The sequence below is a fragment of the Campylobacter concisus genome (assembly GCF_002092845.1).
Taxonomy (GTDB): domain Bacteria; phylum Campylobacterota; class Campylobacteria; order Campylobacterales; family Campylobacteraceae; genus Campylobacter_A; species Campylobacter_A concisus_AQ.
The window spans coordinates 60080-83928 of the sequence record NZ_LVXF01000034.1; the positions used below are offsets into that span (position 1 = coordinate 60080).

Below are 23849 nucleotides of genomic sequence, written 5' to 3' on the forward strand. Positions count from 1 at the left end.
GCTCGATTTAGAAAATATTTATATTTCAGGGAGGAGAAGTCATGAAAAAAGGCTTTACGATGATTGAGTTGATCTTCGTGATCGTTATATTGGGCATATTAGCTGCGGTTGCTATACCAAAATTAGCTGCAACAAGGGATGATGCAGAGATAGCAAAAACTGCTACAAATATACAAACACTTATTGCTGATTTGGGTTCTTACTACACTTCACAAGGTGAATTTGCTAGTAATTCGGATATTAAAGAAGCTGTCAAAAAAATGTCAAATGTAAAAATACCAGTAAAAGCAAAAAATGATGAGTGTTTAGAGGTACGTCCTGGAAATAACACTAGTGGTGAAATAGGCATTACTATAAAAACAGGTGGTCTTTGTGAACAAGTTTGGGGATTGCCAGGACTAGTAGATGTTAAAGCTCTAATCGAAAGTAGCGACAATAAGACAGCTAATACGCTTAAATTTGGCGGTATGGGCATAAAATATAAATAAAATTTTTAGCAAGGTTTTTCCTTGCTTTTTATGATATTTGGCCTACTAAATTTTTAATATAACAAAGACTAATAGAAATACAAATTTTTTACACAAATAATTTATATACATAAAAATAAGCTTTCTAAGATTTAATGCGTTGCCAAAAGATATCAATCATAATTATGCTAATGGGTAATGGCTTTTTATTAAATTTAATTGATTTTATCCTTTACAAATTTTAAAGATAAAAAACGTAAAATCAAACCATGGATTTACTAAAAGACCCGTTAAACAAGCTCATCATTTCGCTTTCGCTTCCAGCTGGCACCGCAATGATGTTTAATACTCTTTATAATGTTACCGGCACATTTTTTGCAGCAAAAATTTCTACCCTTGCCGTAGCTGGTATGGCTATGAGCTTTTTGCTTTATCTAAGTATTGTAGGCATTGGGCTTGGTTTTGGCTCAGCACTAACTGCGCTAATAGGTAATAGCCTTGGAGCAGGAAAGATAAAAATGGCTAAATTTTATGCAGCAAATGGAATTATCTTTGTGCTAGTATTTGCTATTTTTATGGGGTTTTGTGGCTATTTTTTAGCACCAAATTTACTCACTTTTTTAGGAGCCGATCATCACTATTTAAAAGAGGCGCTTGATTATGCGGGTGTTATCTTTCTTGCTGCGCCATTTTTCTTGATTATCAAATCTCTAAACGGAGTGCTTGTGGCACTTGGAGATACAAAAAGTTACCGCGATTGGCTATTTTATGGCCTTTTTATTAACGCATTTTTTTGCTACTTTTTTGCATTCATTTTGGATCTTGGTGTAAAAGGACTTGCTCTAGCAACAGCGAGTGTTCAGCTTTTGGGCATGATCTACCTTTTTGCAAAAGTTAAAAAAGCTAAGATGATCGAGCCAAGAAATTTAAGCTATTTTGTGCCAAATTTTAGCATTTGGACAAAGATTACAAAGCAAGCTCTACCAGCTTGTTTGAACTATCTATCGATGTCGCTTGGCTCACTTGTACTTTTAAAATTTATAAGCTACTATGGTGTAAATGCCGTAGCAGGATATGGTATAGCTTTAAGGATAGAGCAAATTTTGGTATTGCCGACCATTGGTATGGCCGCAGCAGTTTTAAGTATCGTTTCAAGAAACTATGGTGCTAAAAATTTTAAAAGAGCTAAGCAATGCTATAAAATTTCGCTTCTTTTTTTACTTATTTATTGTGTATTTGCTTGTGTTTTTATTAGATTTTTTGGTGAAGATATGATAAGAATCTTTGATGATACGCCAGCGGTTTTGGAGATAGCAGGGCTTTATCTTGGTATAAATTCTCTTGCTTACGTAGCCTATGGCACGATAAATGTCTCAGGCAGCACTCTTCAGGCCATAAAACGCCCAGTGGCCATCTTTTTGCTAAATGGATTTAGGCAATTTGTGCTTCAAGGATCACTTTTTTACGCGGTAGTCTTCTATTTTGATCTTGAGATAAAATTTATATGGCTGGCTCTATTTTTTAGTGTCTATCTCACAGCCATTTGCTTCGTCTTTTGGACGCTTTATCAGCTAAAAAGGGCTACTGGCGTAAGCTTTTAAATTTAAAACAAAAAGCAAAAAAGCAAAGTGAAGCAACTAAGATTATGCTAGCTCCGCCTGTTAGGTTAAAATAAAAGCTAATAAATAGACCGCTAAAACAAAAAATGATTGAAAAGATAGTAGAGATTAGCATCATCAGTCCAAGTCTTTTGGCAAAAATTTGTGCTAAATATGGCGGTATAGTAAGAAGAGCGATGACTAAAATCAGCCCAACAACACGAATCGTAGCCACCACACAAAGTGCCATCATGCACACTAATAAATAGTGAAAAAATGTTGTATTTACACCGCGCAACTTTGCAAACTCTGCATCAAAGCTAATAGCTACAAACTGACGATAAAAAAGAGCAATGAGTGCTAAAAATAAGATATCTAAAATACTCATAAATGTTATATCTTGCCCACTTACTGCTAAGATAGAGCCAAAAAGATAACTCATAAGATCGGCATTGTATCCCGGAGTTAAGTCAATAAAGATGATACCAATAGCCATGCCAAATGCCCAAATAGCACCGATAACTGAGTCGATGTTGGTTTTATCTTTTAACGTGATAGTGGCGATTATAAGGGCTAAAAAGAGTGAAAATATGCTAGCGCCAAGAAGTGGTTCAAGCGAGAAGAAAAAGGCAAGTCCTATGCCGCCATACGCTCCGTGCGCGATACCGCCAGCGATAAAAGTCATTTTATTTATAACAACAAGCGAGCCTATGAGCCCACAAATGATACTAACTAAAATGCCAGCAATAAAGGCATTTTGCATAAAATTTAACTCTAAAATTTCACTCATTTTATCTCTTTAGCTTAAAAACATTACTTTTGATTTTGCACTCACATTCGCCAAGTGCGATCTCGACATCGCAAAAATGGCTATGAGATTTTGCTAAATGCTCTATAAATTCTCTTTTTGCAGTATCTTCATGAGTTTTATGAATATGTAAATTTTTACTCACGTAGGCGATTTTTGTAGCATAATTTAGCACGATATTTAGATCGTGACTTACTAAAACTACGCCAACACCACTTGCATTTATATTTTTTAAAATTTCATAAATTTCAGCCTGGCCCTTTGTGTCGATACTAGCTGTTGGTTCGTCTAAAACGAGAACTTTTGCATTTGCACAAAGCGCTCTTGCGATATATACACGCTGTCTTTGACCACCGCTTAGCTCACCAATTCTAGCGCTTGCAAATTCTTTCATGCCAACTTTCTCAAGGGCAGCAAGAGCCATTTGTTTCTCACCTCGCGAGTAAAAACCAAAAATTTTTTTGTCTATTAGCCCCATTAAAACTACTTCTAAAACCATCATTGGAAAGCTTTGATTTGAGAGAAAATTTTGAGGCACATAACCTATAAATTTACTGACTTCACTTGGCTCTTTTCCAAAGAGCTTTATCTCGCCACTTTGAGGTTTAAGTAGCCCTAAGATAAGCTTTAAAAGTGTGCTTTTGCCACCACCATTTGGACCGATGATGGCTAAAAACTCATCGCTACTATAATCTAAATTGATACCTTCTAAAACCACTTGCTTATCGTAGCTAAAGTTTAAATTTTTAATTTTTATAATTTCTTTCAAAACAGACTCTTTTGCGTAAATGTCGTAGTAAAAATAAAAAGTCCAAGCCAAAGCATAACGCTAAGAGCCATAAATTCGGCATAGATTTTAAACTTTTTTAACTTAATGTTTGTGCTCTCATTTATCTTGGCTCCAAAAATAGCCGCTAAAAATATCACTGCGCTCATGCCAAGCGCCATAAATAGGCCGCTTATAATGCCTGCAATGTAGCTGCCTAGCTCATTTGCTAGCACAAAGACAAGTATCGTGCCGGGACAAGGAATAAGTGCCGCAGCAGCCGCAACCAGCCATTCTTCTTTGCTTTTTGGTTTTTTTGTAATGCAGATATTACAGCCACAGTCGCTAGTAAATTTTGTATTTTTACTCAAATTTTGGCTTAAACTTGAGCTAAAAATATAAAATTTATTTAACTCTTTTTTGCTTGAAAGATAAATTTTGACCTTTTTATAAAGCATAAAAATCGCTACAAAAAAAATAATAATGCCAGAAAATGCTGTCGTAACGCTTGCTGTATCTTTTGTCAGATCGCTACTGATCTCACGCAATATCATAAAACTAGCAAGCACAAAGATAAAAGCACCCACAACATGTAAAAATCCGATCTTTAAAGAGAAGAAAAAGGCTTTGGCGTAGCTTCCACCAGTTGCGGCAAAATAGGAGCTTGTAAGCACCTTGCCATGTCCCGCAGATGCAGCGTGCAAAAAGCCATAACCAAATGATATGAGCGCTAAAAATAGCAGAGTTAGCGGACTTTTTTGATCAAAATTTCTTAGAATTTGCTTTAATCTATCAAGCATGCTTAGACTTGTTTTTGAAACAAGATCAAACTTAGCTTCATCGATTTTATCGATCTGGCTTAAATTTTCATCTTCAAAATTTACTGAGTTTGGCTCTTTTAGAAGCTCTTTTAATGCAGGTTTTTCGTTATGAGCCTTGGCTGCAGCCTTACTTGAAAATGTAAAAAATATTAAATTTGCATTTGGATTTGGTATCGTCCAAAACTGATCTGATACCAAAAATGCGTTATTTTGTGTAAATTTAAAATTAAAATATCCCTCTTTATCGTCCATTTCGACAGACACCACAAAGCCATCTTTGATAAGCAAATTTGTCTTAAAACTAACATCGAATTTTAATCTGCCCTCATCAAAATAGAGTTTATACTTTTTTAAATTTAGCTCAAGCTTTGTAGCATTTTCATCTTTGTAAAAGTACTCAATATTCGTTAAATAGTGCCTTGGCACAAGATAATCAAGTAAATTTAAGCGGATCTTTTTGATCTCGCTTTCATCTATCTTTTCATCCTGATTTAGGTCAAAATTTTGCCTCATAAGCTCTGAGAAATTTTGTGAAAATGTCCATGAAAAAGCAATTATAGTGATATTGTTTTCGTTTGAGTCAAATTTAACGCTCACGTGAGCGGTCGGGCTATAAAGCGAGCAAAGAGCACACCCGAAGGCATTTATAGCAAAGAAGCAAATGACAATCAGGCGTGCTAACATTTTTTATAGACTCTTAGCAAAAATTTCTGCTGTTTTTTTCATCTCATTTAGCCAATTTTCTGGGAGCTGATCAATGCTTATGACCTTTGAGCCAGTCTCTTTTGCTACTAAATTTGCAGCCTTTGTTGGAAACTGCGGAGCCACGAAAATAACCTTTACACCGTGCTCTTTAGCCTCTTCGATGAGCTCTTTTAGCTCAGCTGGCTTTGGCTCTTTGCCCTCTATCTCGATGGCAATTTGCTCTAAGTTATAGCGTTTTGCAAAATATCCCCAAGATGGGTGATATACGATAAATTCGCGAGTTTTCACATCTTTTAGAGTATTTTTGATAAAGCCATCAAGCTCGTCAAGACTAGCTTTAAATTTAGCTAAATTTTCCTCATAGAGCTTTGCATTTTGCGGGAATTTCTCTATTAGCGCCTTAGCTATATTATCAGCTTGAGTTTTTACTAAAACTGGATCAAGCCAAATGTGTGGATCAAGGCCGTCATGATGATGGTGATGATGTTCGCCAGCTTCGTGGTCATGGTCATGGTGCTCGTGATGCTCATGTTTATGCTCGCCCTCATGCTTATGCTCGTGATGTTCATGGTGTTCATGGTGTTCATGATGCTCGTGTTCATCGTTCATAGCGATCTTTTCGATACCTTCTTGTGTTTTTACAATGTGTAAATTTTTAAAAGATTTTGAAAAACGCTCTAGCCAAGTATCTTCAAACTCAATGCCTATAGCAAAGTAAAGCTCGCTCTTTTCAAGCTCCTTCATCTGTTTTGGCTTTGGCTCATAAGTGTGCGGATCAGCACCTTTGCCAACCATTGTATTTACGCTTAGTGTATCACCAGCGATCTGCTCAACAAAAAATTTTGTAGGCAATATACTAGTCGTAACAACTGGCTTTGCAAAAAGTGACAAAGCGCAAACTGCTAAAAAAACAAAAATCTTTCTCACCATCTCTCCTTTGTTTGAAAAATATTGCGGAAGTTTAGCAGATTGCAACTTGGTTGCAACTTAAAGAACGAAAGCCTAAATATAGTGCTTTTTAAATGAAATTTAAAACTTTTAGCGTTAATATACAAAAAATAAAAAGGGCAAAGATGAATGCAAGAAATTTCTTAGAAGAGCATAGTATCAAGGCAACTGCTTTTCGCATAAAGCTCGTTGAAATTTTGCAAAATGCCAAAACTCCATTAAGTTATGATGAAATTTTAGAAAGCCTTAATGCAAATAAAACTACTTTTTATAGAAGCATAGAAATTTTTGAAAAAAAGGGCCTTGTCATAAAAACCGAAAATAATCATAAAAGCTACTACGAACTAGCAAATGAAGCAAAAGCGTACTTTATCTGCGATATCTGTCATAAAGTCACAAACATCGATATGCCTCATCTAAACGTCGCTAAAAATATAAAAAGCGCCGTGATAAAAGGCGTTTGTGATGAGTGTGATCACGAGTAAAGAGCGATGATCTCAGCTGGAATAGCTTTTGGGCGATTTGTTTTTAGATCAACATAAACAAACTCGGTCTTACCAGTTGCTATTAGCTCGTCATCTTTTTTAAACTCAAAATATCTACAAGAAGTCGCCTTGCCTTCAGCTTGTGTGTAAGTGTGAATTTCTATCTCATCCATCAATTTTACGCTTTTTATATATTTGGCTTCATTTTTTCTAATGAGCCAAATTTCACCCCTTTTATACTGCGCCTCGACCGTATCGCCAACCGCGGCAGAGTGTGCGAATGCAGCCTCTTGCATAAGAGTAAAATAATAGACATTATTCATATGTCCGTGCATATCAATGGCTTGTGGCGGGATTATTACTTTGTAGATAAAATCTTTCATTTCTAGCCTTTTTTGCTAGAATTATAACCAAAAATAAGGAGCTAAAATGCAAAATTTATGGGATAAAAAGGCGTCAAATTATCAAAGGTTTGATGGCAAAGTAAGTGCTATCCAGCAACAAATTTTTGCTAAAGCCTTAGCTTGGGGAGTTGATTTTAGCGGTAAAGAAATTCTTGATATAGGTTGTGGTACCGGTGTTTGGACGATATTTTTATCAAAAACTGCAAAAAATATAACAGGTATCGATAGCTCAAAAAATATGATAGAAATTTTAAATGAAGATGCTAAAAGATTTGGGGTGACAAATTTAACTAGTGAGGTTTGCTCTTGGAGAGAATTTAAGCCCGCAAAGCACTTTGATCTTGCAATTTGCACGATGAGTCCAGCGATTGCTAGCGATGAAGATTTCGCTAAATTTCATAGCATCGCAAAGCAAAAACTCTACCTTGGCTGGGATAAGCCTAGAAGCTCTGATTTGATTGAGCCATTTTTTGAAAAATTTGGACGCACTCTCTCTCAAAAAAATGTTGTAAATAGACTTGAAGCGTGGCTAAATGAGCAAGGGATCGCTTATAAGAGTGAAATTTTAAACGAAACAAGGATCGCTAGACGAAGCATGCAGGAAGCTGCTGAGAATATCTGCTGGCACCTTGAGATAAACGGAGCTAAAAACTACGATGAAAAGGCGGTTTTAGCGATGTTAAAAGAGAGATTTGATGGCGAGTTTATAGATGAAAAGATAGAGTCGCAGATGAAGCTTTTTGTCTTTTAAGCTAGTTTTGATCTGGAGAAAAATTTTTTACCAAATTCGCTAAAAATAACTCCAAAGATTATTAAGATCGCGCCAAAAATTTGTATGAGTGTTAGCTTTTCACCAGCGAAAAAATAGCCGATAAAGCCAGCAGAAACTGGCTCAAGACAGAAAAATAAAGCTGCTTTGCTGGCTGTTGTATATCTTTGAGCGATGGTTTGTACAAAGTAGCAAAAAATGGTACCAATAAATGCAGTTATAAAAATTGCTATAAAAAATTCCCTATCGTAATTTGGCACCACACTACCTTCAATAAACGCAAAGACAAATGAGAGTAAAGATACAGTGAGAAATACCACAAATACAAGCAAATAAAGCTCGCATTTTCTTACAAAGTGGCCATTTAAGCTTGTATAAAGTGCGTAAAATATGGCACAAAGTAGGGCAAATGCCTCGCCAGCTCCTAAAGCAAGAGTGGCTCCACTTAAAAGCCAAAGCCCAAAAATGGCAACAAGTGCGCCAAAAATAGCAAAAATGGTTATTTTATTTTTAAAAATGAGTGCTGTCATAAAAGGCACAATCACACACTCAAGCCCTGTAATAAAAGCAACACTTGAGCTAAAAGTAAGCTTTAGAGCGTAAGTTTGAGCAACAAACGAGCCAAATAGAACTACGCCAAGGATAATGCCATAAACTACACTTCTTTTATCAAAAATTTTAGAAAATTTAAATGCTATAAGTCCCATAAAGACAGCGGAAATAAAAAATCTACAAAAGAGCATGACAAAGACGCCATTTGTCTTTAGCGCGTTTGACATGGGTAAAAACGTAGCGCCCCAAACGATAGCAACTACGATAAGAGCGATGTCGGCTTTGTTTTGAGCGCTTAAATTTCTCATTTAAAGATCGAGTCTAGCACCTTTTTGCCGCTATCTAGGCTAAAGCCGCTTCTTAGCCCCTTTTCCTTCTCGCTCATCACGTTAAATAGCCCATCTAGCGTCTTTCTCGTGATATAGGCGTTTAGATCCTCGCCATCATCTGGCACATACTCGCTTGCGCCTAAATTTTTAGCTAGGCTCTTTACTGATTTTATCGTTTCGTTGTTTTTTACTGAGCCGCCGATGAAAGAATTTAGCCCATTATAGGCAGTCGCAAAGCTATTATCACTCATCATTTTCTCAATTATCGGCGTAAATGCCGCCTTTAGCTTTTGACTGGAGCTTTTCTCTAAATACTTCGTAACGCTGTCGCTGCCGCCGTTAAAGAGCTTTTTGACGTCAGCCTCGCTCATATTTTTTATGCTCTCGCTAAAAATTTCAGCAGCCTTTGGCACGGCCGTGGTTGCGGCGTTGTTTATCGACTTGCTAAGGTCCTGCGCCCACTTCTCGCCGCCCACTTTTTTGGCTAAATTTGACGCCATTTCAAGGCTTTTTGGGAGTGGGATTTTGGCTGTGGCATTGTTTATAAAGCCCTCTTTTGAAAGCTCGCTCACAGCGGCATTTAGTGCCTCGCTAACTAGGCTTTTATAGTCGCCACTTGATGCGTGAGTGGCGATTTTGACACCTTTGTTTATCATATCATCCATGCTTGCGGCTTGCAGATTTAAAGCAAGCGCGCCACAAAGAATAACAAGAGATCTTTTCATCTTCTCTCCTTTTTTAAATTTAAAGCAAAATCATACAAAAAATATCTAAACGCTTAAAATAAATTTAATATTTTTGCACTAAAATTCGCTCTTTTTTAAAGGGAATTTATGCAGCTTTTACTTCTTAGCTTCGCTCTTAGCATGGATAGCGCAGCTCTAAATATGGCAAACGGCGCAAGGTATAAAAGCCTTGCTCTTGGCAAAATTTTATTTATCGCTTTTATGCTTGGCTTTTTTCAGTTTCTCATGCCGCTTCTTGGCTATTTTCTAGGCATTAGCTTTGCTAAATTTATAAGCTCTATCGATCACTTCATAGCATTTTTTATACTTTGTTTTCTTGGTTTTAGAATGTTTAAAGAGGCCTGTAGCAAAGAGGAGTGTGAGTATCTTAAGATAGGATTTAAGACCATTTTGTATGGGACGTTTGCTACTAGTGTGGATGCTCTTGCCGTTGGCGTCACACTTAGCTTTGAAGAGATAAATATCTTTCAAAGCTCGCTCATCATCGGTATAGTCTGCTTTGCATTAAGTTTGATTGCTTTTTATATAGGTAAATTTATGGGTGAAATTTTAGAAAAAAAAGGCGCTCTTTTTGGGAGGAGCGATATTAATTTTTCTAGGTTTTAAAATTTTAATAACGCATTTAATTGGAAGCGGCGCGGTTCAATAAAAATTTAAAATAACAATTAAAAATAATATTTAAGATTAACTATATTTTAAAGCTTATATGGATAAGATTTTGATTTTTAGAAGTGGTGACCCATACGAGACTCGAACTCGTGTTACCGCCGTGAAAGGGCGATGTCCTAACCGCTAGACGAATGGGCCACATGTCGGTTATGAAGTTGGGATTATATTTCTTTTATACTTAATTTTAGATTAATAAGGAAAAATTTTTGAAAAATTTTTTATTTACTTTGTTATCTGTTTTTATTTTTACAGGTTGTGTAGCTACCAAAACACCGCAAAATTCACAAGCTTTTCAAGTTACTTTATTTTCTCCGATGATCAAGATAAATGATGTTGGATTTTTCCATAAATATAAAAATGAGCTAAATTTGCAAATTTATAGTTCTGGCGTAAATACCGCAAATATAAACATAAGAGATAAAATTTGTATAAATAGCGCTTGTTTTAACAAGACTGAGTTTAATGAGAAATTTTTTCTAGCTCCGCACTATGAGAGCCTTTTTGAGGAAATTTTGCAAAAAGAAAAGATTTATGATGGCAAAGGCTTGATAAATACGGAGTGTGGCTTTAGACAAGATCTAAGTTCATATTTTATAAAATACGAGGTTTGCGACAACTACGTCAAATTTATAGATAGCAAAAATAAAATAAGAGTGATAATAAAAGAGTTAAAATGAGATACATCGGAGCTCACGTAAGTGCTGCTGGGGGCGTGTTTAACGCTCCATTAAATGCTGCAAAAATAGGAGCAAATGCCTTTGCGCTTTTTACAAAAAATCAACGCCAGTGGAATGCAAAAGAGCTAAGTGCTAGCGAAATAGAGCAGTTTAAAGAAAATCTAAAAATTTCTGGCATAAGCACAAAGCATGTTTTGCCACACAGTAGCTACTTGATAAATTTAGGCCATCCAGATGAGGAGGCAAGAGCAAAGTCGCTTGAGGCCTTTGTGGATGAGATAGATCGCGCTAGTAAGCTTGGGCTAGAGCTTTTAAATTTTCATGCAGGCTCGCACCTAAAACAAATAAGCGAAAAAGAGTGTTTAGATAATATCGCAAGCTGCATGAACACAGCACTTAAGCGCACAAGCGGTGTAAAGCTAGTCATCGAAAATACAGCTGCGCAAGGCTCAAATTTAGGCTTTAGTTTTAAGCAGATCGCTTATTTGATAGAGCGAGTAGACGATGAGAACAGAGTTGGTGTTTGCTTTGATACCTGTCACGCATTTGCTGCTGGATATGATCTAAGAAGCAAAGAGGCCTACGCTAAAACTATGGAGGAATTTGATGCGATCATTGGCTATAAATTTTTATCCGGCATGCATTTAAATGATGCAAAATTTGGGCTTGGCTCGAAAAAAGATAGACACGAGAGTCTTGGCAAGGGCGAGCTTGGATTTAGTGCTTTTAAAAATATAATAAATGATGATAAAATAGGCGAAATTCCTTTAATATTAGAGACGATTGACGAGAGTATTTGGGAAGACGAGATAAAAATTTTAAGAAATTTCGAAAAGGAAAAACTATGAAAAAAGTGCTATTAAGCATTATTATGGCATCTACTTTGCTAAATGCTGGAGGTTATAAAGTTCCTGAGCAAAGCGCTGATTCTTTAGGCCTTGCTGCTAGTAACGTGGCCTTTAGTTTTGGAGCTGATGCGGCGTATTTTAACCCAGCAAATATGATGTTTTTAGATGGACGCCATCACATAGAAAGTACCCTCGGCTGGTTTCATATAAATAAGCTTGAGTTTAAAAGTGATAGTGGTAAAAGCTACAAGTCAGAAAAATTTGACTCACTAGCTGGTACATTTAGTTTTGTAACGCCGGAAATTTATGAAAACTGGAAATTTGGTTTAGCTCTTGCCGTTCCTGCTGCTGTTGGTGTATCATGGGAAGATCCAGCTACCGCATTTACCGCTAAAAGGTTTAAACTGCAAGTTGTTGAGTTAAATCCAACCGTAGCTTACCGCATAAACGATAAGCTCGCCGTTGCTCTTGGTGCTAGAGGTGTTTACACCAAAGGTAAGATAGCAAGTGACTTTGGACGAATAGGCTACAGAGAGATAAAAGGCGATGGTATGGGCTATGGCTATAATGTCGCGCTTACTTATAGGCCTATTGAGGATTTAAGCTTTGCCGTTACTTACCGCTCAAATGTAAATTTAGAACTTAAAGGCCATACAGATGCTGATTTTAACGGAGCGCTATCTCCTATAAGCTATCATGGCAAAACAAAAGTCGAGATCCCACTTCCTGCACAGCTTGTACTTGCAACTGGATATAAATTTAGCGATTTTACCCTTTTGCTAGCTTTTGAGAGGACGTATTGGTCTAAATTTAAAGGCTATGACTTTGAATACATGGATAAAGGTCCTGCTCACTCGAATCAAGCTTTTGCAAGATTCATGGATGATCCAGTCATTAAAAATGCAAAAGATACAAATACATATAGACTAGGTCTTGCCTACGACGTAAATGAAAAATTTAGGCTAATGGCTGGCTTTGCCTATGATGAAGACATTACAAGCAGTAAGCATACTGGATTAGAGCTTCCAAATACTACATCTAAGGTGTATTCTTTTGGAGTAAATTATAAATTTACACCAAATCTTGAAATGGCACTTGGATATGTTTATCAACACCGTGATAAGAAGCGTGCGACAGGTATTACCAACAGTATTGCTACAAAAATGTCAGGGGAATTTGATACTGGTACGATCCAAATCCTTGGTACGACTTTTAAATATACATTTTAGTTAGGGTCAAGAATGCGATACTCTTATAATAATTTTTATGAAATTTTAACCAAAGTAGCAAAGGAAAATCCAAATCAAGTAGTTCTTTTTGAAGAAAAAGAGAAGCTAAAATATCGCGAATTAAAGCAAAATGTCGATAAAGTGGCAGCTTATTTGCAACTTGCTGGAGTAAAATTTGGTGATAAAGTAGCTATGGCGGTTACAAACTCGAAAGAATTTATCATCTCATACCTTGCGATAACCGCAATAGGCGGTATCGCAGTGCCTATGAATACTTTTTTAAAAGCAAATGAGTTTGAATATATCATAAATGATTGCGGCGCAAAGGTGCTTTTTGCGTCTAGCTCGCTTGCAAAAGAGTTAATCGCATTAAATGAGCTTGAAATTTTAAGAAAGATAATCTGGATCGGAGCAATACCAAAGAAACTTCAAAGTGCCTCAAAGGATGAATATATAGACACTGACGAAGAGTATGGCGAGAGCGCGTATCTTACTTCAACACCTCAAATTTCAAAAGAGGATATGAGCAAGGGCTATGAAAATAATGGGCTCGTTAAAAACATAAATTTTACAGAAACTCTAAATCACAAATATGCTCTTAGTATCACAAAGTATCCGGTAATAGATGATTTAATGCATATAATTTACACTTCAGGTACTACGGGTAAGCCAAAGGGTGCGATGATAAGCTATAAAAATATCTTTTCAAATTTAATTGGAGCTCATGATCGTTTCATAGTAAAAAAAAGTGATCGTTTCATAGTCTTTTTGCCGATGTTTCATAGTTTTACGCTAACTGCAATGGTGTTGCTTCCGATATTTGCGAGCGCTTCGATGGTTCTTGTAAAATCAGTATTTCCATTTTCAAATGTGTTAAAACAAACCTTGTTAAAGCGTGTAACTGTATTTTTAGGAATCCCAGCCATCTATACAGCTATCGGTAAGGCAAAAATTCCTTGGTATTTTAGATGGTTTAACCGCATTAGATTATTTGTAAGTGGTGCAGCTCCGCTTGCAAAGCAGACTATAGATGACTTTAGGGTGAAATTTCCACGTGCAACACTTGTCGAGGGATATGGCCTTAGCGAATGCTCGCCAGTCGTAGCTGCAAATTTATATGATAAACAAAAGCTGTTAAGTGTAGGGCCTGTGCTTGATGGATATGAGGTGAAGATAGTAAATGATGAGATGATGGAGCTTCCAGTTGGCCAGATCGGTGAGATCATCATAAAGGGCGACTGCGTCATGCAAGGCTACTATGGTATGCCAAGCATCACTGATGAGACCATAATAAACGGCTGGTTAAAGACCGGAGATCTTGGCAAGGTCGATGAAGAGGGCTTTATCTATATCGTTGATCGTAAAAAAGACCTCATCATATCAAAGGGCATTAACATCTATCCACGTGAGATCGAAGAGGTTATTTACAAACTTGAAGCAGTCGAAGCAACAGCGGTAATTGGCGTAAAAGACGTACATGCTGATGAAGAGGTTGTGGCGTTTATTCAGGTAAAAGATGGCATGGATCTTGATGAAAAAACAGCAAGAGAGCATTTGAAGAAAAATTTAGCAAATTTCAAGATACCAAAGAGTATCTATTTTGCCGAAGAGTTGCCTAGAAATGCCACTGGTAAGGTGCTAAAGCGTGTATTAAAAGAGCAAATAGAGCAGATGAAGGATAAATTTTAGTGAAATACTTGCTTGATTTTTTAAACCAGGATCTCAAAAAAAGCAAAATTTACGAGCTGATAAAGTGCGGCGACGAAGAGGGAGAAATTTTAAAATATCTAAGTAAAGCTTATGTGCAAGGAACAGCTAATATGAGTGTTTTTGAGCTACTTGGAGCAGTCTTTGGCACGCAAAATGATAAGCAGCTTTTGTATCTAAAATTTATAAAAAATTTGCTTGATAGTGGTTGGATTGTACAAAATTATAGTCTTTTTAAAATACCTGAGAGTACACAAAGGGCTTCAGCTCAAGGGCTTCTTTCGTTGCTTCATTCTGAAATTTCTCTATCAGCCACATTTTTAAAAATTCTTGAAGATGGCAACGCTGATATAAATTTACCAGAGCTTACGCCATATGAGGATCATTTGGAGTATTTAAAAGATCAGTTTTTAAAGGTGGAGCTTTACTCAAAGGCTGCCATTTTTGGCGATGGCTCAAGTGATGCAAAAAAGCGCATAAATGAACAAATTTCTGAACTTACAAAGCGAATCAACGAGCGCGTCAAACTAAGCAAGATTAGCCTAAAAATAGAGCAAATTTTTAAAGAAAACTCACTTGATGAAAAAGAGCAGATCATATTTTTAGCCCTTTTAAAAGAGGAGTACGCGGGCGATTTTGAAAACGGACGAGATCTAAACACGCTAGTTGGGCTAATAAGCAAAGACGAGCTTGAACGCATCAAAAATCGCACGCTTTTAGAGGACGGCTCAAGGCTCATTGAAGGTGCACTGATCGATTATGACGAGGTTTTAAACGCTTACGGCAATGTAAGCAAGAGCTTTTTTATAAATGAAGAGATCTTGCAAAGCATAATGCACCCAAAAAATGACAAAAATAGCAAAAAAATCAAGATCGAAAGCCTGGTAAAAGAGCAAGAAATTTTTGAGCTAATAGAACCAGTAACGAGCCTAGAAGACGTCGTGCTAAACGAAAAGACAAAGCAGCTTTTAAGCACGATACTAAAGCAAGTCGATAAAAAAGTGCTCGCCAGACTTAGCAGCTGGGGGATAAAAACTAGAAAAAACATAGACGCTAAGATCATCTTTTATGGCGAGCCTGGCACTGGCAAGACGATGAGCGCCGTTGGGCTTGCAAAGAGCCTAAAGAAGCAAATTCTAAGCTTTGACTGCTCAAAAATTTTAAGCAAATATGTCGGCGAGAGCGAGCAAAATGTAAGGAAAATTTTTGATACTTACAAAGAAATTTGCAAAAAAAGTGGCAGCGAGCCGGTGCTCTTGCTAAACGAGGCCGATCAGTTTTTAAGCACGAGAGTGGAGAGCTCGAGCGGGGCTGAGAAGATGCATAATCAAATGCAAAATATCTTTTTAGAGCAGATCGAGCGCTTTGAGGGTGTGCTGATCGCCACGACAAATTTCTTACAAAGCCTTGATGTGGCGTTTTCTAGGAGATTTGACTACAAGATCGAGTTTAAAAAGCCTGATTATAACGGCAGGCTTGCCATTTGGCGTAAAATTTTGCCCGAAAATGCAAGCTTTGAAGATGGCTTTAGCGTAGAAAGGCTGGCTGAGTTTAACCTAAGTGGCGCGCAGATCGTCCTTGCACTAAAAAATACCGCTTTGAAAGTGGCGATAAAAGATGATGGGATTTTTACCTTTGAGGACTTTAAAACGACGATAGAGCGCGAGCTAAACTCAAGCTTTGGCGAGGATAAAAAGATGGGATTTGGCTCTTAATCTCTTCCAAATTTTACTATCTCGTGTGGCTATACGCTTTTGCCAAGAGGTAAAGTCTAAAGTGCTAGGGATTACTGGACTAAACGTAAAATTTTGATTTTATAATTAAATTTGCGCTATGACTGCCACCAAAATTTATAGCAAGACAGGCATCAGCATATAATTACTTAGTATAAATTTGGCCCGCTTACTTGCCTTAAAATTGTAACATGGTCTTTGCTAAACAAGTAGTTTTTGTTAAAAAATCCTAAATTTTTGGAGTTTATCCACTCCATGACCGCTGCTTGGAATGTATATTTGCACGTTTGGTGCTTTAAAAAAGTTTTATTAAAATCTTGTCATTTTGTGTAATACAAAAATAGCCGTCTCACGAAGTCTAAAATAAAAAGCCTCATAAATTTTAAATTCTCTTTCATGATATTTGTAGCAGCGCTTTTTGAAATCAAAAAAGAGATGAGAAAATAGAAATTTATAGGTCTTTGAGTGCGATTTTTACATCCGAAGTAAAGAAGTAATGCGTGATAACTTTAACAATTAGTATAAAAAATTGATTATATTTTTAGTATCCAAATTTTATAAAAATGCTTATAAATTTTTAGAAATTTACTGATTGATCTTATCGAGCAGCTCTTCGACCTCTTCAAGGGAAAAGGCTTCTTCTGAGCTTTGTTTCAAGAAATTTTCCATAAATTCTTTTTTTGAGATCGCAAGATCAAGCTCCTTGTCGCTACCCTTTTGATAAGCACCGATACGAAGCAAGACTTCGTTTTCTTTTAAAAGCGAGTAAAGACGCTTAAATTTCATCGCATTTAGCTTATGCTCTTTGCTGATCACATCGCCCATGACACGCGAGGCCGAGTTTTGGATGTTGATAGGTGGATATATGCCAAAGTCCGTTAACTCGCGGCTTAGCACGATGTGTCCGTCTAGGATAGAGCGGCTTTGGTCAGCTATCGGGTCGCTCATATCATCGCCCTCGACTAGCACGGTGAAAAATGCCGTGATACTGCCCTTGCCCTCCTCCTTGCCAGCACGCTCCATTAGCTGAGGTAAAAGTGTGAGTGAGCTTGGCGGATAGCCTTTTGATGTAGGTGGCTCGCCAAGTGCGAGGCCGATCTCACGCTGTGCCATCGCAAAACGTGTGACGCTATCCATAATAAAAAGCACGTCGTTACCCTGCTGTTTGAAGTACTCAGCCACGCTCATTGCGCAAAATGCGCCGTATTTTCGCATGAGCGAGCTATCATCACTGGTCGCTACGATGATGACCGTACCCTCCAGGTCACCACCCAGGTTTTTTTCAATAAATTCAGGTACCTCACGGCCACGCTCGCCTATTAGTGCGACTACTTTTATTGGTGCTAGCGTATTTTTTACGATCATGCCCATAAGAGTTGATTTGCCCACGCCTGAGCCTGCAAAAATTCCCAGCTTTTGCCCCTTACCACAAGTAAGCAGCCCATCTATCGTCTTTATACCAACGCTAAAAGGCTCGTTTATAAGCCCTCTCTTCATCGCATCTATCGGTGCTCTCATGATCGGCATATATTCAGTCGTCTCAATCGCTCCTTTGCCGTCAATGGGCTTCATAAATGGATCGACCACGCGCCCTAGTAAATTTGGCCCCACTGGTATGCTCATGCCTTGATCACTCTCATAGACAAAGTCACCTATCCTAAAGCCCTCGACAAAGCCAAATGGGCTGATATAAGCGCCATCTGTCTTTATTTGTGTGACCATTCCAAGGCCATTTTTGCTCTTGTCTTTTGCGACTATTCGCACGATGTCACCAATGCTTGGACGAAGTCCAGTGATCTCGATAGTCGTAGCTGTGATTTTGGTTATGATACCAAAGGTGTTTGAGAGTTTCACACCCTCTTTAAGCTTTAAATTTATATGCTCTAAGCTCAAAAATGCGTTTCCCTAGGAGAATTTATAAGCGAGAAAAATTCTCGCCTTGTGTCTGCGTTTTTGATAAAGCAGCCTCTAAGTGCTGAGGTCGTGGTGGTTGAGTTTATCTTTTGCACACCCCTCATCTCAACGCACATATGTCTAGCCTCGACGACGACTCCAACGCCTTTTGGAGCGATCACATCCTCAAGTGCTTTTGCGATCTGCTCAGTCATCTGCTCTTGAATTTGCAAGCGTCTTGCGTAGATATTTACCATGCGTGGAATTTTACTAAGGCCAACGACCTTGCCATTTGGGATGTAAGCCACATGCACACGGCCGATAATAGGTAACAAATGGTGCTCACAAAGGCTGTAAAACTCGATGTTTCGCATTAAAACCATCTCGTTATTTGAGCTAGTAAAAAGTGCGTCACCAAGAACCTCTTTTGGATCTTCATCATATCCGCTAGTTAGAAATTTAAATGCTTTAAAGACACGCTCAGGCGTCTTTATAAGCCCTTCTCTGTTTGGATCTTCACCTATTATCGTTAGCATGTTTTTAACCGAATTTTCAAAACTCTCTTGCATAAATTTTCTCCATAATTTTATTGCTAGATTCTACGTTAAAACGCCTTTTATATCTATAAAAATTTACAAATTTACAATGAAATAAGGAAAATTCTGCTATATTTTGGGCTAAAAATTTGTATTCATAAAGGAATTAGATGGAAATCAAAACAAAAGCTCTAGATAGCGTAAATACCTTAGCAAGTACGACTATAAGTGCGGATGCTATAAAATCTAGCGTAGAGAAACTAGCAAAAAAAGCAGCAAAAACTATGAAAGTAGATGGCTTTAGACAAGGCCATGTACCAGTTGCTATTGTGCTAAAACGCTACGAGAAAGAGCTAACAAATGATGCTGAACAAGATGTCTTAAGAGATGTTGTTGATGAGGCTATAAAGCAAGCAGGCAAGAAAAACGATGACCTTATCGGCGAGCCTATCGTTTCAAAATTTGACAGAAAAGATGGTAAGATCGACGTTGAGCTAACAGTTTCATTTAAACCAAGCGTCGATGTGAGCGGCTATGAGAGCTTGATACCTGAGTTTTCAAACCCACGTGTTTTGAAAAAAGATATCGATGAGAAAAAAACTGAACTTTTAAAAATGATAGCTCCACTTGAGAAAATTGATGGCAAAAGAGGTCTAAAGGTTGGCGATTTTGCTAAATTTGACTTTGAAGGCTTTGTTGATGGCGTTGCATTTGATGGTGGCAAGGCTGAAAACTATGTGCTTGAGATCGGCTCAAATCAATTCATCCCAGGCTTTGAAGATGGCATGGTAGGCATAAAAGCTGGTGGCGAAAAAGATATCGAGGTTAAATTCCCAGAAAACTACGGCGCTGCACATTTAGCTGGCAAAGATGCTGTTTTTAAAGTCAAACTTCATGAAATTCAAGAGAGAAAAATTCCTGAAAAACTAGATGAAGAGATACTAAAAACTTTACTTCCAAATGAAGAAAAACCAACTGAAGAGTTACTTGATGAGCGTATAAAAGAGCAAATCCGTCAAGAGAAAATTTATAAACTTATAAATGATGAGCTTAAGCCAAAATTTGCTGAAGCTGCGGTCGAGAAATTTAAATTTGACGTGCCAAAAAATATTGTCGAGCAAGAGATTGATATGCAGTTTAGAAACGCATGGAGCTCATTTACTCCAGACGATATGAAAAAATTTAGAGAGGACAAAGATGCTCTTTCTAAAAAACGTGACGAGTTTAGAAAAGACGCTGAAAATAGTGTTCGTTTAACTTTCATCATTGATGAACTAGCTCGTGTAAGAGGCGTGAAAGTAAGCGATCAAGAGGTTGTTCAAGCGATCTATTTTGAGGCGTATAGAAGCGGACAAGATCCAAAAGCACACCTTGAGATGTACCGCAACCAAGGCATGCTTCCAGCTATAAAGATGTCAATGATCGAAGAGAAGCTATTTGGTGAGCTCTTTAACAAAGAAAAAGACGAGAAAAAAGCAAGTAAAAAAGAGAAGGCCGAGTAATGAGCTATTACGTTCCTGTCGTAGTTGAAAGAACTAGTAGGGGTGAGCGAAGCTATGATATATATTCCCGTCTTTTAAAAGACAGGATCGTTATGCTAAGTGGTGAGATAGAGGACGGCATGGCCGCTTCTATTGTCGCCCAGCTTCTATTTTTAGAGGCTGAAGATCCAGATAAAGATATCTATCTATATATAAACTCACCAGGTGGCGTTATAACAAGTGGCTTTAGCATCTATGATACGATGAATTACATAAAGCCAGATGTTTGCACGATCTGTATCGGCCAAGCTGCTAGCATGGGTGCATTTTTGCTAAGCTGTGGCGCGCCAGGTAAAAGATATGCATTGCCAAATTCTCGCATCATGATACATCAACCACTTGGCGGTGCTAGAGGACAAGCGACTGATATCGAGATACAAGCTCGTGAAATTTTGCGTATGAAAGAGATTTTAAATGGAATTTTGGCCAAAAATACAGGTCAGAAGCTAAGTAAGATCGTAAAAGATACTGAACGTGACTTCTTTATGAGTTCGGCCGAAGCCAAAGAGTACGGACTTGTTGATAAAATTTTGGAGAAAAGTTTTAAATAAGGCCCAAAGTGATAAAGATAGATAATGCACCAGACCCTAAGAAAAAAGCGGTTGAGGTAAAATATATTCTAGAAAAAGAAAAGGTAGATATCTACAAATTTTCAGAAAATGTTTTGCATGAATTAAGCGACGATAATGTTCCATCTACACCAAATAATTACTCTATTTATTTTGAGAAAATGCTTGATGGACAGCCTGATGAATTTAGAAAAGAGATCGGTGATATGATAGTTATAAATTCCGAGATCTCAGTACCATCAGGCAGTAATATCTCTATTGAAAAAGAGATAAAGCAAGGATTTATCCAGATAAAAAGCATGCTTCAAGCCGTGGTGCTAATCTATAAAAATTTAGGCATCATGAGAGGCCTAGTGCAAAAGCGCATGGATGCACTCAAAAATAATACAAATATCCTAGCTCTTCAAAATGTTTTAAGCGCATTTAATCATGACCTAATAAAATTAAACAGCCTTATGGATAAGCATCTTGATGTCATTAAAGTAAGCTATGACGAAGTAGCTAAAATGCTTAAATCTATTGAAGAGCAGTCGATTTATGATACGACATATGACGTCTATAATAAAAAATTTCTAGTAGCCACAGTACAAAGTGAAGTAGAAGCTGTTAAGAGATATGGCTATAATGCATCATTTTTACTAGTAAGAGCAAAAGATAGATTTACAAATCGTGTTAAAAATTTAAAAGAGCGAAACAATATGTATAAAGCTATATCACAGCTTCTTTTAAGAACTTCTAGAAGAAGCGATATAGTAGCTCATTATGGTGATGGCTGTTTTGCTATGGTTATGAAATATACTGATGAAAATGGCACAAAACAAGCCGGTAGCAGAATTTTAAATATGCTTTCATCTATACCTTGGAAGATAGATGGTGAAGAGTGTAAGCTTGACATCCAAGTGGTTTCAAGCATGATAACAAAGACAAGAAGTGCTGAAGAATTAATCTCTTACTCGTTAGATCAACTAATACTAACACAAGATGATGAGCAGCCTATATTTTTGGGTGAATAAGTAGGAGTTTGAGCTTGATCTTAGAGGTTTTATCTTATCCAAATAAAAAGCTTTACGAAGTCTCAAAAGAGGTTAAAATTTTTGACGAGGAACTTCACAAACTACTTGATGATATGTATGATACGATGATTGCAAAAGAAGGCATCGGCCTTGCTGCTATTCAGGTAGGTGTTGCAAAAAGAATTTTTATTATAAATTTAGCCAATGATGAGGGCGTGCAAGATAAAGAAAATTTAATCGAAATCATAAATCCAAAGTTTGAACTACGTGAAGGAGAATGCATCTATCAAGAGGGTTGCCTTAGTGTGCCTGGATATTATGAAGATGTAAAAAGAAATGAGGTTGTGGCTATCAAATATCAAGACCGCTTTGGCAAAGAGCAAAGCTTAAAGGCTGATGGGCTTTTAGCTATCGCTATCCAGCATGAAAACGATCATTTAGATGGACATCTTTTTATAGAAAAAATCGGCTTTAATAAACGCAAAAAATTTGACAAGGAATACAAAAAGCAAAAAAAAGAAAAAGCTTCATGAAGTCTTTAAGATGTGCTACTTACGGCGATGGACTAAAGATAATTGATGTTGAGTCTATCTTCTCTCGCGGGCTTCCTGGTTTTAGCATCGTTGGGCTTGCAAGCACAAGTATAAAAGAGAGCACAGAACGTGTAAAAGCAGCACTTCTAGCACTTGATTTTTCCTTTCCAGCACAAAAGATAACCATAAATTTATCCCCTTCAGATCTGCCAAAAAGTGGCTCACATTTTGACCTGGCTATCGCTCTTCTTATAGCTCTTCAAAAGGCAAAAAGCTTAGAGAAAATTTTTGTTTTTGGCGAGCTTGGACTTGATGGAAGTGTAAAAAGCACAGCAAATTTATTCTCAATCCTTCTTTTTTTAAGCACGCAGGTAAAAAACGTAAAAGTCTTAGTACCAAAAGAGATAGCACAAAAAGCCTCTATGATCCCAAATTTAGAGATTTATGCGGTTAGTACTCTAGAGGAAGCGATTAGTTTTTTTAGTGACGCAGAATTTGCAAAAAATATACGTTTTAACGCTACTCATGAGTTATTTTCAAACGTGATAGAAATTTCTGGTAAAAGATATATTCCAAATTTAAACTTCGAGCTTGATTTTAGGGATGTTTTGGGTCAGGATCGCGCAAAAAGAGCCTGCGTTATTGCAGCTGTTGGTATGCACAATATTTTATTTGAAGGCAGCCCAGGAAGCGGCAAAAGTATGTGCGCAAAACGCCTAGTTTATATCATGGCGCCACAAAGCTTAGAAGAGGTGCTAAAGTCTGCCGCTTACCGCTCTTTAAATCTTCAAGATAGTGAATTTACAAGCACTAGAGCTTTTCGCTCACCACATCATACCTCGACAAAAAGTTCAATATTTGGTGGTGGCTCAAATGTCGCAAAGATCGGTGAAATCGCACTTGCAAATGGCGGAGTACTTTTTTTTGACGAGTTTCCTCACTTTTCTAAACAAGTGATAGAAAGCCTAAGAGAGCCACTTGAAGACAATCAAATCCATATCGCAAGAGTGAATTCAAAAGTGACTTATGAGACTAAATTTATCTTCGTAGCCGCTCAAAATCCATGTCCTTGTGGAAATTTATTCTCTCGCAATCTAAATTGCAAATGCAGCGAAAATGAGATAAAAAACTACAAATCAAGAATTTCAGCTCCAGTGCTCGACCGCATTGATTTAAAAGTTGCTATGGACGAGAGCTCGCCAAATGATAGGTCAAGCTTGAGTTCAAAACAGATGAGCGATATGGTTTTAAAGGCGTTTATGTTTCAAAAAAAGCGCAATCAAGATGAGCTAAATGGAAAACTAAATGACGCACAAGTAGAAAAATTTTGTCTACTGGATAATGAAGCAAGAGAAATTTTACAAAAGGCAGCCTCGAAGTACAATCTTTCCCAAAGGGGCATAAAAAGGACACTTAGAGTGGCTAGAAGCATCGCTGACCTTGATGAGAGCGAGCAAATTTTAAAGCCCCACATCTTAGAGGCGCTTAGTTTTAGGGCATAGA

At 37.4% G+C, this 23849-nt stretch carries 23 protein-coding genes, 1 tRNA gene and 1 pseudogene; 15 read left to right on the forward strand and 10 right to left on the reverse strand.

Annotation, left to right across the window (positions count from 1 at the left end):
• Positions 1 to 41 precede the first annotated feature (41 nt).
• A complete protein-coding gene (locus A3854_RS06460; protein WP_054195989.1) occupies positions 42 to 488 on the forward strand; it encodes a type II secretion system protein in 447 nt (148 codons plus the stop codon).
• Between the two features lie 248 nt (positions 489 to 736).
• Positions 737 to 2068 carry an MATE family efflux transporter gene (locus A3854_RS06465; RefSeq protein ID WP_084041799.1) on the forward strand — a complete coding sequence of 444 codons (1332 nt, stop codon included), beginning with the start codon at positions 737 to 739 and terminating at the stop codon, positions 2066 to 2068.
• On the opposite strand, the gene A3854_RS06470 is transcribed toward A3854_RS06465, so the two are convergent.
• From A3854_RS06470 to A3854_RS06485, 4 genes are read right to left on the reverse strand one after another with little or no spacing between them, the layout of a single operon-like run.
• Positions 2049 to 2855, reverse strand: a complete 807-nt coding sequence (locus tag A3854_RS06470) for a metal ABC transporter permease (protein ID WP_084041800.1) — start codon at positions 2853 to 2855, stop codon at positions 2049 to 2051. The genes A3854_RS06465 and A3854_RS06470 overlap by 20 nt on opposite strands.
• A 1-nt stretch (position 2856) precedes the next feature.
• Positions 2857 to 3642: a metal ABC transporter ATP-binding protein gene (locus A3854_RS06475; protein WP_084041801.1), complete on the reverse strand. Its 786-nt coding sequence runs from the start codon at positions 3640 to 3642 to the stop codon at positions 2857 to 2859.
• Complete coding sequence (locus A3854_RS06480; protein WP_084041802.1) at positions 3639 to 5144, reverse strand: nickel/cobalt transporter; 1506 nt, start codon at positions 5142 to 5144, stop codon at positions 3639 to 3641. Before A3854_RS06480 ends, A3854_RS06475 begins: the two co-directional genes overlap by 4 nt.
• 3 nt (positions 5145 to 5147) lie before the next feature.
• The gene (locus A3854_RS06485; protein ID WP_084041803.1) at positions 5148 to 6092 is read right to left on the reverse strand and encodes a metal ABC transporter solute-binding protein, Zn/Mn family; all 945 of its coding nucleotides are present in this window, start codon (positions 6090 to 6092) and stop codon (positions 5148 to 5150) included.
• 146 nt (positions 6093 to 6238) lie between these two features.
• Here A3854_RS06485 and A3854_RS06490 point away from each other — a divergent pair, with 146 nt between their 5' ends.
• Positions 6239 to 6598, forward strand: a complete 360-nt coding sequence (locus A3854_RS06490) for a Fur family transcriptional regulator (protein WP_084041848.1) — start codon at positions 6239 to 6241, stop codon at positions 6596 to 6598.
• On the opposite strand, the gene A3854_RS06495 is transcribed toward A3854_RS06490, so the two are convergent.
• Complete coding sequence (locus A3854_RS06495) at positions 6589 to 6981, reverse strand: acyl-CoA thioesterase (protein WP_021090236.1); 393 nt, start codon at positions 6979 to 6981, stop codon at positions 6589 to 6591. The two genes, A3854_RS06490 and A3854_RS06495, sit on opposite strands and share 10 nt — an antisense overlap.
• Positions 6982 to 7027: 46 nt before the next feature.
• Between A3854_RS06495 and A3854_RS06500 the strand changes: the two genes are divergently transcribed.
• Positions 7028 to 7753 (forward strand): class I SAM-dependent methyltransferase, encoded by a 726-nt coding sequence (locus tag A3854_RS06500; protein ID WP_084041804.1) that lies wholly within the window; start codon positions 7028 to 7030, stop codon positions 7751 to 7753.
• Here A3854_RS06500 and A3854_RS06505 read toward each other — a convergent pair.
• Together A3854_RS06505 and A3854_RS06510 are read right to left on the reverse strand one after the other, a co-directional pair.
• Positions 7750 to 8631, reverse strand: a complete 882-nt coding sequence (locus A3854_RS06505; RefSeq protein ID WP_084041805.1) for a DMT family transporter — start codon at positions 8629 to 8631, stop codon at positions 7750 to 7752. The genes A3854_RS06500 and A3854_RS06505 overlap by 4 nt on opposite strands.
• Positions 8628 to 9377, reverse strand: coding sequence for a DUF4197 domain-containing protein (locus A3854_RS06510; protein WP_021088817.1), 750 nt, complete (start codon positions 9375 to 9377; stop codon positions 8628 to 8630). The genes A3854_RS06505 and A3854_RS06510 overlap by 4 nt, the downstream gene beginning before the upstream one ends.
• A gap of 108 nt (positions 9378 to 9485) precedes the next feature.
• Between A3854_RS06510 and A3854_RS06515 the strand changes: the two are divergent.
• Positions 9486 to 10047: pseudogene (locus A3854_RS06515) on the forward strand (manganese efflux pump MntP).
• Positions 10048 to 10130: 83 nt separating this feature from the next.
• Here A3854_RS06515 and A3854_RS06520 read toward each other — a convergent pair.
• Positions 10131 to 10205: transfer RNA gene (locus A3854_RS06520), tRNA-Glu, on the reverse strand.
• Positions 10206 to 10273: 68 nt separating this feature from the next.
• Between A3854_RS06520 and A3854_RS06525 the strand changes: the two genes are divergently transcribed.
• The 5 genes from A3854_RS06525 to A3854_RS06545 are packed head-to-tail and all read left to right on the forward strand — an operon-like array spanning position 10274 to position 16243.
• A complete protein-coding gene (locus A3854_RS06525; RefSeq protein ID WP_084041806.1) occupies positions 10274 to 10744 on the forward strand; it encodes a hypothetical protein in 471 nt (156 codons plus the stop codon).
• Positions 10741 to 11592 (forward strand): deoxyribonuclease IV, encoded by an 852-nt coding sequence (gene nfo, locus A3854_RS06530; RefSeq protein WP_084041807.1) that lies wholly within the window; start codon positions 10741 to 10743, stop codon positions 11590 to 11592. The genes A3854_RS06525 and nfo overlap by 4 nt, the downstream gene beginning before the upstream one ends.
• Entirely contained in the window at positions 11589 to 12821 is a 1233-nt protein-coding gene (locus A3854_RS06535; protein ID WP_084041808.1) for an OmpP1/FadL family transporter, read from the forward strand. The genes nfo and A3854_RS06535 overlap by 4 nt, the downstream gene beginning before the upstream one ends.
• Positions 12822 to 12833: 12 nt before the next feature.
• Positions 12834 to 14510, forward strand: a complete 1677-nt coding sequence (locus A3854_RS06540) for a fatty acid--CoA ligase (RefSeq protein WP_084041809.1) — start codon at positions 12834 to 12836, stop codon at positions 14508 to 14510.
• The gene (locus A3854_RS06545; RefSeq protein WP_084041810.1) at positions 14510 to 16243 is read left to right on the forward strand and encodes an ATP-binding protein; all 1734 of its coding nucleotides are present in this window, start codon (positions 14510 to 14512) and stop codon (positions 16241 to 16243) included. The genes A3854_RS06540 and A3854_RS06545 overlap by 1 nt, the downstream gene beginning before the upstream one ends.
• 603 nt (positions 16244 to 16846) lie before the next feature.
• Here A3854_RS06545 and fliI read toward each other — a convergent pair.
• Positions 16847 to 18139 (reverse strand): flagellar protein export ATPase FliI, encoded by a 1293-nt coding sequence (fliI, locus tag A3854_RS06550; protein ID WP_374057405.1) that lies wholly within the window; start codon positions 18137 to 18139, stop codon positions 16847 to 16849.
• An 11-nt stretch (positions 18140 to 18150) separates the two neighbouring features.
• Positions 18151 to 18723: a GTP cyclohydrolase I FolE gene (gene folE / locus A3854_RS06555; RefSeq protein ID WP_021090409.1), complete on the reverse strand. Its 573-nt coding sequence runs from the start codon at positions 18721 to 18723 to the stop codon at positions 18151 to 18153.
• Between the two features lie 137 nt (positions 18724 to 18860).
• Here folE and tig point away from each other — a divergent pair, with 137 nt between their 5' ends.
• Genes tig through A3854_RS06580 form a run of 5 tightly spaced genes read left to right on the forward strand, consistent with a single transcriptional unit; the run spans position 18861 to position 23848 of the window.
• The gene (gene tig, locus A3854_RS06560) at positions 18861 to 20192 is read left to right on the forward strand and encodes a trigger factor (RefSeq protein WP_084041812.1); all 1332 of its coding nucleotides are present in this window, start codon (positions 18861 to 18863) and stop codon (positions 20190 to 20192) included.
• On the forward strand, positions 20192 to 20782 hold the full coding sequence (gene clpP, locus A3854_RS06565; RefSeq protein ID WP_054196008.1) for an ATP-dependent Clp endopeptidase proteolytic subunit ClpP: 591 nt from the start codon (positions 20192 to 20194) through the stop codon (positions 20780 to 20782). Before tig ends, clpP begins: the two co-directional genes overlap by 1 nt.
• Positions 20783 to 20790: 8 nt before the next feature.
• Positions 20791 to 21813 carry a GGDEF domain-containing protein gene (locus A3854_RS06570; RefSeq protein ID WP_084041813.1) on the forward strand — a complete coding sequence of 341 codons (1023 nt, stop codon included), beginning with the start codon at positions 20791 to 20793 and terminating at the stop codon, positions 21811 to 21813.
• Positions 21814 to 21827: 14 nt separating this feature from the next.
• On the forward strand, positions 21828 to 22346 hold the full coding sequence (gene def, locus A3854_RS06575) for a peptide deformylase (protein ID WP_084041814.1): 519 nt from the start codon (positions 21828 to 21830) through the stop codon (positions 22344 to 22346).
• Positions 22343 to 23848, forward strand: coding sequence for a YifB family Mg chelatase-like AAA ATPase (locus A3854_RS06580; RefSeq protein ID WP_084041815.1), 1506 nt, complete (start codon positions 22343 to 22345; stop codon positions 23846 to 23848). The genes def and A3854_RS06580 overlap by 4 nt, the downstream gene beginning before the upstream one ends.
• The last annotated feature ends 1 nt before the right edge of the window (position 23849 follow it).